The 8702-nt window shown below is 41.5% G+C and carries 14 protein-coding genes; 5 read left to right on the plus strand and 9 right to left on the minus strand.

Annotated features, from left to right (window positions below; genetic code table 11):
* Nucleotides 1–45: 45 nt before the first annotated feature.
* Both V7K27_RS04335 and V7K27_RS04340 read right to left on the minus strand, forming a co-directional pair.
* The gene (locus V7K27_RS04335) at nucleotides 46–303 is read right to left on the minus strand and encodes a hypothetical protein (protein ID WP_334944651.1); all 258 of its coding nucleotides are present in this window, start codon (nucleotides 301–303) and stop codon (nucleotides 46–48) included.
* A gap of 18 nt (nucleotides 304–321) precedes the next feature.
* Nucleotides 322–1332 (minus strand): DUF4351 domain-containing protein, encoded by a 1011-nt coding sequence (locus V7K27_RS04340; RefSeq protein ID WP_334944653.1) that lies wholly within the window; start codon nucleotides 1330–1332, stop codon nucleotides 322–324.
* A 134-nt stretch (nucleotides 1333–1466) separates the two neighbouring features.
* Here V7K27_RS04340 and V7K27_RS04345 point away from each other — a divergent pair, with 134 nt between their 5' ends.
* Nucleotides 1467–2189, plus strand: a complete 723-nt coding sequence (locus V7K27_RS04345) for a Uma2 family endonuclease (RefSeq protein WP_334944654.1) — start codon at nucleotides 1467–1469, stop codon at nucleotides 2187–2189.
* 151 nt (nucleotides 2190–2340) lie between these two features.
* Here V7K27_RS04345 and V7K27_RS04350 read toward each other — a convergent pair whose 3' ends face one another.
* On the minus strand, nucleotides 2341–2568 hold the full coding sequence (locus V7K27_RS04350) for a type II toxin-antitoxin system HicB family antitoxin (RefSeq protein ID WP_334944656.1): 228 nt from the start codon (nucleotides 2566–2568) through the stop codon (nucleotides 2341–2343).
* A 302-nt stretch (nucleotides 2569–2870) separates the two neighbouring features.
* Between V7K27_RS04350 and V7K27_RS04355 the strand changes: the two genes are divergently transcribed.
* The 3 genes from V7K27_RS04355 to V7K27_RS04365 are packed head-to-tail and all read left to right on the plus strand — an operon-like array spanning nucleotide 2871 to nucleotide 4219.
* Nucleotides 2871–3377 (plus strand): hypothetical protein, encoded by a 507-nt coding sequence (locus V7K27_RS04355; RefSeq protein WP_334944658.1) that lies wholly within the window; start codon nucleotides 2871–2873, stop codon nucleotides 3375–3377.
* Between the two features lie 31 nt (nucleotides 3378–3408).
* Nucleotides 3409–3963, plus strand: coding sequence for a hypothetical protein (locus V7K27_RS04360; RefSeq protein WP_334944659.1), 555 nt, complete (start codon nucleotides 3409–3411; stop codon nucleotides 3961–3963).
* Nucleotides 3964–3976: 13 nt separating this feature from the next.
* Nucleotides 3977–4219, plus strand: coding sequence for a CopG family ribbon-helix-helix protein (locus V7K27_RS04365; protein ID WP_334944661.1), 243 nt, complete (start codon nucleotides 3977–3979; stop codon nucleotides 4217–4219).
* A 46-nt stretch (nucleotides 4220–4265) separates the two neighbouring features.
* On the opposite strand, the gene V7K27_RS04370 is transcribed toward V7K27_RS04365, so the two are convergent.
* From V7K27_RS04370 to V7K27_RS04390, 5 genes are all read right to left on the minus strand, one after another.
* Nucleotides 4266–4709 carry a DUF29 domain-containing protein gene (locus tag V7K27_RS04370; RefSeq protein WP_334944663.1) on the minus strand — a complete coding sequence of 148 codons (444 nt, stop codon included), beginning with the start codon at nucleotides 4707–4709 and terminating at the stop codon, nucleotides 4266–4268.
* Between the two features lie 254 nt (nucleotides 4710–4963).
* Entirely contained in the window at nucleotides 4964–5179 is a 216-nt protein-coding gene (locus V7K27_RS04375) for a BrnA antitoxin family protein (RefSeq protein ID WP_334944665.1), read from the minus strand.
* 61 nt (nucleotides 5180–5240) lie between these two features.
* Entirely contained in the window at nucleotides 5241–5465 is a 225-nt protein-coding gene (locus V7K27_RS04380) for a DUF433 domain-containing protein (RefSeq protein WP_334944667.1), read from the minus strand.
* 13 nt (nucleotides 5466–5478) lie between these two features.
* Nucleotides 5479–5757 (minus strand): LapA family protein, encoded by a 279-nt coding sequence (locus tag V7K27_RS04385; protein ID WP_334944669.1) that lies wholly within the window; start codon nucleotides 5755–5757, stop codon nucleotides 5479–5481.
* A gap of 254 nt (nucleotides 5758–6011) precedes the next feature.
* Nucleotides 6012–7427 carry a phosphoglucomutase/phosphomannomutase family protein gene (locus V7K27_RS04390; RefSeq protein ID WP_334944671.1) on the minus strand — a complete coding sequence of 472 codons (1416 nt, stop codon included), beginning with the start codon at nucleotides 7425–7427 and terminating at the stop codon, nucleotides 6012–6014.
* A 146-nt stretch (nucleotides 7428–7573) separates the two neighbouring features.
* Between V7K27_RS04390 and V7K27_RS04395 the strand changes: the two genes are divergently transcribed.
* Nucleotides 7574–8428 (plus strand): PD-(D/E)XK nuclease family protein, encoded by an 855-nt coding sequence (locus V7K27_RS04395; RefSeq protein ID WP_334944672.1) that lies wholly within the window; start codon nucleotides 7574–7576, stop codon nucleotides 8426–8428.
* On the opposite strand, the gene V7K27_RS04400 is transcribed toward V7K27_RS04395, so the two are convergent.
* On the minus strand, nucleotides 8418–8702 hold a 285-nt coding region (locus tag V7K27_RS04400; protein WP_334944674.1), incomplete at its 5' end, for a hypothetical protein. The genes V7K27_RS04395 and V7K27_RS04400 overlap by 11 nt on opposite strands.

Genomic DNA, 8702 nt, shown 5'->3' on the forward strand with positions numbered 1-8702 from the left:
TTCCAATCTCAATATAATTAGCCGTACTTATCTGTTCAACACCCGTTAATCGGATGAAAATATAGAGTTCACCGACGGTAATACTTTTTTTATTTCATCAGGCAACCAAACAGAATCCCAGTCAATAGCTAAAGTTATGGCTTGTTCATATCCAATGTTATAGAAAATACCTATCCAACAAGAATCATGTAATGTATATTGTTCATTAAAATTTCCAAAACTCATATTTTTGCCTTCCTGCCAAGGTAAGCAATTATTAATAAGCTCTTGAGAAAGCCAACTTGGGTAATAATTTTCTATCAAATTAAACTGCCCTAGATTTTAAGCTGATTGATTTGTTTGCAACCAGTTAAGCAAATCTTCCATAGCAGTAAAATCTAACAAAGCTTCGCCAAGGGTTTCTAATTGATTTAAAGACAGAGATTTGATGCGCTCTTGCAATTCTGGTGATAATTCTCCCACTCGTCTTTGTAGTAACCTTAAAATAAGCCGTTGTTCACCTTTTTGTTCACCTTCTAGTTCACCTTCTTGTTTACCTTCTTGTTTGCCGCGCTCGTAGCCGATGCGCTCACCTGTCGTTATATATCTCATAGTCCGCTCCTGCTCAAATTGTTTAAACTCTTCCCAAAACTGATTTTCCAATGCCTTTGGTAATATCATAACCCAATCGATAAATCGATACAGATTACGAATATCCTGCTCTCCTAAACCCAAATCATAGAGCCTGCGAATTAAGCTAAACTTCCATATTTTGCGTTGTTCGGGTGATGAGCGTGTCTGCTGCGTTTTCAAATGCGCCATGACGACAGTTGCAAATGGATTATCGCTATTTTCTAACTCCTGAAAGCGATTTTCGTAATCCAAAAGTTTAACACTGCCAAATTCAAAATTTAAGCGAGTATTAGGATAATTGTAACTGTAATTGCTTGGCCGCCATTCGCGGTTTGGATCACAGAGAATTGCAAGGCTGATTGCTGGTTGATCAAAGCGGTCAAATATGCGAAAGTTGTAAGTAAACATCCGCTTGCTAAAGTTATCTTCTTTTTGTGCCTGAATTTCAACATGGATTAATAACCAAAGTTCTTCCCCTTGGATTTGCCAAACTTTGACTAATTGATCGGCATATCGCTTACCTTGTTCGGCTTCACGAGCTATTTGTTGAAATTCTTTATCGAGAAATTCGTAGGGACGTTCCCAATCAATTAATGCAGAAGTTTCTGGAAAAAAGAAATGCATTGCTTGGGGAAAATAAGCTTCTATAATTTCTTTCCAAGGGCTATCAAAATCAGCGCGTAGGCGTAGGCCGTCGTAGACATCGCTAATATTGGTCATATTTATCCAAGAGGCTGATTTTTGTCGGATTAATGTGGATACTGGAATCTGCAATCATTTTACCCTTGTATATCTACTTAATTATCGATACATTTCCTACAATCAAGGTACAATCAAATTTGGTAAAACCGCTCATGTTAAACTACAATCCGTTGCATTGTTTGCCATCTTCCGAAGAACTACCCGACTCAGATGATACTGCTGTGGATAATGAACTACAAAATTTAATTCCCGGCTTGCTGAAGACGATACTGGCTTTGGTTTGGTGCGATCGCTGGGATTGGTTCTTTGGTGTTGATATGGGTATTTATTATCACCCAGATAAACCAGCAATTGTCCCTGATGGGTTTCTCAGCTTAGGAGTTAAACGCTTTATTGATGAGGACTTACACCTAAGTTATGTGCTGTGGGAAGAAAATAAACCGCCAATTTTAGCACTAGAAGTTGTTTCCCAAATATATCGGGAAGAATACAGCACCAAGAAAGAATTTTATGCCAAAGAATTAGGAATTTTGTACTACGTTGTATATAGTCCCCTGCGTCGTAAAAATCCACCTTTGGAGGTGTATCACCTAGTTGATGGGGAATATATTTTAATGTCAGGAAATCCCGTTTGGCTACCAGAGATTGGTTTAGGAATTGGGGGAGAACGGGGAATTTATCAAGGTATCGTGCGGGAATGGCTGTACTGGTATGACGAACAAGGGCAAAGATTACTGACACCAGAAGAACGCATCAGGGAAGCGGAAGAACGCGCAGCTTTTGAAGAACAGCGACGTGTGGAAGCAGAACAACAGGTGAAAATGTTAGTGGAAAGGTTGAAGGGGCTTGGTGTTGATCCAGAAAGTTTGTCATAGATTCATTAAATTTTGTCATGGCAAGCGATGTCTACCACGGGCTACGCCTACGCGCTTACAACTCAGTTTCAGGAAGCTGTTTCACTAGTGCGATCGCTTGTTCAAGTAAGTTAGTCATAGCTGTTATGCTGCTGTCAAAAATACCTGCTAATTATTCTACGCTTTCAGGGAAAATTGAAGCCGCGTAATGTAACGATAAGGATGCTAAATCAAGCTGATCTTCCCGTTGGCTGGCAACTTCCAACCAACCTTGAATCGCATCTTGTAGCATTTCTAATAGATTTTCGTAGCTGTCTCCCCAAGTGTGACATCCTGGTAAAGCAGGTACAGAACCACACCACACACCGTCTTCTTCCCAGATAACTGCTTTAATTTTCATCGCTAATCATCTCTACAAGATTGCGACTAGTATTTTAGCGTCAAGCCGATCGCTTGTCCATTGCATTAAAGTTTTTGTTGAAGATAAGGGCGATCACATAAATCAAAAATATATAAATATTGAGTTAGTTACGTTAATTTACAGTGATAACCGGGCGTACTTGTTACCTAATTCGTGGCATACACTATTGATTCAAGCTAGTGTAATAATCAGAATTCGTAGTTACACGGTGTTAAATTTTCACTCAAAGAGGCTAGCTTGATTAATATCTAAACTTTACAAGTATCGAATCGAGGATTCTCATGGCAAGTGAAAAATTATCCGCAGCACAAGCAAACTTGAAAATAACTCTGTGGAATGCAGAAGCAGGGGCAATTAAAAGCAGTGACTTTTACGAATACCTCCAAGACATGGGTTTACCTGAAGAAGTTGTAACAAGATTACACGACCTTGTTAGGCACACCATAAAGATCGGTAAAAAAGTTATTGCAATTGGTAAAGTATTGCTGTTCAAAATTGTCGAGTTTGTTAAGACGCATCCTTTTCTGGTTGCAGGTGCTGGGATCGCTGCTGTTGTGAGCGCAGTTATCTACAACTGGATTGTTTCAATTCCGTGGTTGGGGCATTTCTTAGAGCCTGTAGCCAGAGCCTTGGGAATTGGTATTGTGCTTGCTGGGGCAGTTCTTGGACATGTACTAGACAAGCAATTCAAAGGTGTAGCTCAAAATATTGTTGAAGTTGCGAGTGAGTTTTTTAAACTTCTAGCTGATGTTCTGAACGCACTTTCTCATGAACTAGCCTTTTCCTAACCATCTTTAATACACACTGTTTAGAGCTTTTATGACAGAAAATAAGCGCCGCAAAGAAGATATGCTAAAAGCTATTGAGCGGCTAGAGAATAACCCTAGTGATCGGCTTACCTTCCTAACAGACATTGGAGCCATTGGCGTTGGTGCTGTGGGTGCAGGTGCGGCTGCATTCGCATTCGGTGGAACAACAGCCTCTATTCTGTTTGGATTAGTAACCATACCAGTAGCCGCTCCAGTGGCCATTATTGCTGGGGCTGCGCTATTGGGTGGAGCAGCTATTTTTGGTGCGAAGCGGTTTCTGATAGACGGAACCCATCATGAAGGTAAACGAGAAGAAATGCTTAGACAGTTGAGAGATCAACTGCGAGAAATTGAAGCAAAGGAAAGACAATTTGATATCAGTGAAAAGGACAAAACTCAGCTCTACAGCTTCTTGAAAGAACCATTAAAACTTGATTTGATTAGTGCTGAAGATGCTCAAAAAATTATAGAGCTTGTTGAAACAGGTAAAATGTCAATAAGCGATGCCTATAAGGCTATAAGAGAAGTCATGTCCGAAGTTAGAGGACTACCACTTACCACCTGATAGCAACAGAACGATGAGCAAAGAAAATATTACGTTTCGGATAGATAGCGATCGCAAAGCTGCACTTGATGCGATTGCAGCCAGAATAAACCGCGATCGCAGCTACGTACTTAATGAGGCGGTAGCCGCTTATCTAGAGATGTATCAGTGGCAAATCGAGGAGATTCAAAAGGGAATTTCTGAAGCGGATTCTGAAGACTTTGCTAGTGATGAAGAAGTAAAAGCGACTTTTGCAAAACTCACCAATACATATTAAGTGGCTGCGTTGTGCGCTTCATACCACACAGTCACAATTACAATTATCAAATATCGCTTGTTTCCGGTAGCCAGTCTTCATCCAACACTAACTCTAAAGAATATGGACACTCTTCTGGAAACACGGAAATTAACATCCCCGTTTGCTGGGCTGCTTGGCGACGCGCCCTTTGATAACTTTCCTGAAGTTGCTCTGTAGGATAGCTCTTAAGACTAGGACTATCTTCTATGGCTAACTCAATTTGGGTGCGAGAATCGGTGATAGAATCCAGCCAACTATCTGAGCGACGCTGGGGTTGATATTGCCACTTGAGCAGATGCAACAGCAAGCGAATTAGTTGACTGGCAATAGCCCGCCGTTCACTTTTGCCCAAGCCTTCAACCTCTTCAATCAGATATTCTAGATCAACTTCATCCCAGAGGTGCGATCGCAATAGTTGGGCTGTCTGTTCAATCCACAAATTAAAATCTGCTGTATAAGTTGCGCTCATAGTCGTTCTCGATCAACTGCATAGCTTAGAGGATGTTTGAAAAGTCCTATTGTCGGTATCAAATAGTTTTAGATCCCCCTAAATCCCCCGATAAATTGGGGGACTTTGATTCTGGTTCCCCCCTTTTTAAGGGGGGTTAGGGGGGATCTAAAAGTGCCTAAAGTCACAGCGAAACACTTTTAAAACAACCTCTTAAGCAAACCAAAATATCCTCATTTTCCGATTCGTTCAAGTTCCTCCCGCAATACTCGCCGTCATGTCTCTTCTAACGGTTCACGGCGCTGCTGAATATACTCACACAAAGCATCGTTAATCAAAGTTTGGTAATTTCCCCCACCTGCTGCGTGAACTTGGTCACGAAACCATGCTAGTACTTCATCATCTAGGCGAATTGTAATTCGAGTTTTGCCTGTTGGTGTTGATTCAATCGCTCCCCGCTTGCCCTGACTAAAATCATACTCAGTTTCCATAGTTTCTAAATCTAATACAGTGTCAAAACTCCCAAATTTGGATTTTTGTCAAACAATAACTTCACGCTTGCATTGTCAGCATTTGCCGTTCTCGATCAGCCGCATAACTTAGGCAAGCCAAAATATCCTCTTGTGTCAAATAAGGAAAGTCATCAAGTAATTCCTCGTAGGTCATGCCAGAGGCAAGATAAGATAAAACATCGTATACAGTAATTCGCATCCCTCGAATACAAGGCTTACCACCTCGTTTTCCTGGTTCGATCGCAATAATGTTTTGGTACTGCACAGCTATTCAAGCCTCAAAAATCTTCATCGTCAACAAAAAATTCCGCGTCGTCTTCCAATCGAGAATTACCCTGCCCAATACCAGCAAGTCCCCAGAGAGGTTGTAGCAGTGCCATACCAATTAACCCTATACCAGCACTAAAAGCTAGCACTAAACCCATTGGTATCTGAATCGATTGGAATGTTAAGAATTTTAACGATACGGGTGTGGCATTTTGAATTGAAATAATTGCGATCGCTATTACCCAAACTGCTACAACTAGAGATGTCAAAAAAGGAGCGAAAGTTTTCATATTTTAATAAAAGTTAGGGGTGAAAATAAAAGTTAGGAGTTAGGAGTTATTAAATTAGAATTCATAACTCTTAATAAGCTGTTGCGTATTTAATTTGTATATTCGACGCGCTCATGTTGCCCGCACTACAATATTTTTGGGTTTTCGTGTTATACAATTTAGCTGCACATCAACTTAGGAGCTAGAAGTTAAGAATTGTTAACTCCTAACTGCTAACTCCTAACTCTTAACTCCTAACTCTTAACTCTTAACCCTTATGCCTTTAGTTTAGCAATCGCCCTCTCTAACTCTTGCGCGATTTGGGTGAGTTTTTCGGGAGTGTTGGTTTCTAAATAGACGCGCACCAGTGGTTCTGTACCGGAAGGACGCAGTAAAACCCAGCTACCCTCTTCTAAATAGAGCTTAATACCGTCTTTACGCCCCACTTCCTTGACTTTAATTCCTGCTACCTCTATAGGTGGATTTTTGGTAAAGGAGTCGATGACGGCGGTTTTGTGCGCCTCTGTGAGGTGCAAGTCAAGGCGGTTATTGTAAAGTGGACCATCGGCTTCAGCGATCGCTTCCTTAACCAGCTGACTCAAAGGTTTACCTTCATAGGCGATCGCTTCCGCCACCAGCATATTCGCTAATATCCCGTCTTTTTCGGGAATATGCCCAATAATACTCAAACCGCCTGATTCTTCACCACCAATTAATACAGCAGTTTCGCGCATTTTTTCGCCGATGTATTTAAAACCGACTGCTGTTTCATAAATTTGCAGCCCATTTTTAGCCGCGAAATTATCCAGCAGGTGAGTTGTAGCCACAGTGCGAACTATGGCACCAGTTTTACCTTTATTTTTGATTAAATGACGTGCTAGAACTAACAGCACAGTATTTGGAGTGAGAACAGTTCCTTGTTCATCAACGATCCCGAAGCGATCGCCATCTCCATCTGTCGCCAAACCCAAATCAGCGCGATCGTGAAGTACTGCTTCCACTAACTCAACTAATTGTTCTCCTTTGGGTTCTGGCATTCCACCCCCAAATAAAACATCCCGCCAATCGTGGAAACTTTCTAACTGAACGCCACAATGAAGCAAAACTTCATCTAAATAGCCGCGAGAAGTAGAATAGAGCGCATCGTACTTTACCTTTAAATTAGAGCTTCTGATTTTTTCTACATCAAGTAGAGTGTAGATAAATTGTAGGTAATCAGGTTTCGGATCAAAAATTGAAATTGAACCTGATGGGCTGCTAAGAGGCAACTCATCCGATGCACTTTCTATATTTGCCACAATAGTATCAGTAATCTCTGGAGTGGCAGGCCCAGCATAATCGGGTATATATTTAATTCCACAGTAGGGTGCTGGATTATGGCTAGCAGTAAACATTAACGCCCCAGCAGAATTTAGGTGACGGGCATTGTAAGCAATTACTGGTGTGGGGCAATCTCGATCAGTAATTTTGACAGTCCAACCCAAGTCTGCCAGTACTTTAGCTGCTGTTTGGGCAAACTCGTCAGCTAAAAAGCGAGTATCGTAGGCAATAAGTACTGGTCTGGTTTTCGTATAGGCTGTTTCCAAATAAGTGGCGATCGCCCTTGTCACTTTCCGCACATTCAGGAAAGTAAAGTCATCGGCAATAATCCCTCGCCATCCATCAGTGCCAAATTTTATCTTGCTGGACATTTTTGCCACTTGCTCCTGTACATTATCAGTAGTATAAAAGCTTCGCGCAAAGCGTGTGTAGCAGCAAGTATTTCCCGAAGTTCTTTTCTAAGGAAGCCTTAACTGAAACTTCTCCCTACCGTATTTTCTCTCACTGTTTCTGAGCAATGTCAACCCCCGATCGACCTTTTGCCAGTTATCACCTTTGGTCTCTAGTTGCCCCAGCGACTGGGCAAGAACGCTGGCATTGCCAGATGAGACGGGGGTTTATCAAAGCGCGGCAACACGAACCACAAGTCAAAGCGCTGTTGACGCAAGCCACCGCATCCCAGCAAATTGGCATACTTGCCCAAAAAGGCATTTATGAGTTTCATCATCACAGGCATCTGTTAAAGCAATCAGATGGTGTGGAAAGAGTTGCACAGCTACTTAAATTAGCTAACTCCAGCGAGCAAGTTCAGCAACGCGTGCTGCAAATTTTGAAAAAATATCACGATGCTCCGTTGCTTTTGGATAAAGATATTATCCAATTAACTCCGGGTGATGAAGGCTTTCCTAAAGCGATTTTAATTGAACAAGAAGATTATTGCTTTCGCTTATATGCGGCTATGGACTGCGTTTTCATTGAGTCTGATAGCACTTTACATATTTTAGATTTCAAAACTGGTAAGTCGGCTTTTGACCGACGACAGGCATTAGTTTATTTACTAGCTGCTCGTTATCTTTACCCTGGACGAAAAGCTGTTGCATCATTTTATAATTTGGAAATATGTAAAAAATCTGAGTTAATTAGTATTAATAATAGTGAATTAGAATCCTTAAAATTTGAGTTAGCTAATGTTGCCCACAAGCACCAGCACGATTTGCAAAAATATCAGGATGAAACCAGTAATTTCAGTAAAATTTTCCCTGCCAATCCTGGCTCTCACTGCCGCTTTTGTCCATTTAATTCAATCTGTGAGTTTGCCGATTTTAAGCAGCATCAATCATCTCCTCTGCCCAGTTTAAGAGTTAATAGTTAGTGGGGAGTGGGGAGTGGGGAGTGGGGAGTGGGGAGTGGGGAGAATAACTAATGCATTTTGCCTCGTTCCCAGTCTCCGACTGGGAATGCATTCCGAGAGGCTCCGCCTCAAGACTTGCGGCAGAGCCGCAATGAGATGCAACTCCGTTAACGAGCCTTTTAGCTTCGTGAATGAACCTCAGAGCTTTGTGAATGAACCTCAGAGCTTTGTGAATGAACCTCAGAGCTTTGTGAATGAACCTCAGAGCTTTGTGAATGAACCTTAGAGCTTTGTG

Source organism: Nostoc sp., from assembly GCF_036919575.1.
GTDB lineage: Bacteria > Cyanobacteriota > Cyanobacteriia > Cyanobacteriales > Nostocaceae > Nostoc.

Coding starts and splice junctions, on each gene's coding strand:
- V7K27_RS04340 (WP_334944653.1), bottom strand. CDS start 1,332: ATGACCAATATTAGCGATGTCTACGACGGCCTACGCCTACGCGCTGAT.
- V7K27_RS04345 (WP_334944654.1), top strand. CDS start 1,467: ATGTTAAACTACAATCCGTTGCATTGTTTGCCATCTTCCGAAGAACTA.
- V7K27_RS04350 (WP_334944656.1), bottom strand. CDS start 2,568: ATGAAAATTAAAGCAGTTATCTGGGAAGAAGACGGTGTGTGGTGTGGT.
- V7K27_RS04355 (WP_334944658.1), top strand. CDS start 2,871: ATGGCAAGTGAAAAATTATCCGCAGCACAAGCAAACTTGAAAATAACT.
- V7K27_RS04360 (WP_334944659.1), top strand. CDS start 3,409: ATGACAGAAAATAAGCGCCGCAAAGAAGATATGCTAAAAGCTATTGAG.
- V7K27_RS04365 (WP_334944661.1), top strand. CDS start 3,977: ATGAGCAAAGAAAATATTACGTTTCGGATAGATAGCGATCGCAAAGCT.
- V7K27_RS04370 (WP_334944663.1), bottom strand. CDS start 4,709: ATGAGCGCAACTTATACAGCAGATTTTAATTTGTGGATTGAACAGACA.
- V7K27_RS04375 (WP_334944665.1), bottom strand. CDS start 5,179: ATGGAAACTGAGTATGATTTTAGTCAGGGCAAGCGGGGAGCGATTGAA.
- V7K27_RS04385 (WP_334944669.1), bottom strand. CDS start 5,757: ATGAAAACTTTCGCTCCTTTTTTGACATCTCTAGTTGTAGCAGTTTGG.
- V7K27_RS04390 (WP_334944671.1), bottom strand. CDS start 7,427: ATGTCCAGCAAGATAAAATTTGGCACTGATGGATGGCGAGGGATTATT.
- V7K27_RS04395 (WP_334944672.1), top strand. CDS start 7,574: ATGTCAACCCCCGATCGACCTTTTGCCAGTTATCACCTTTGGTCTCTA.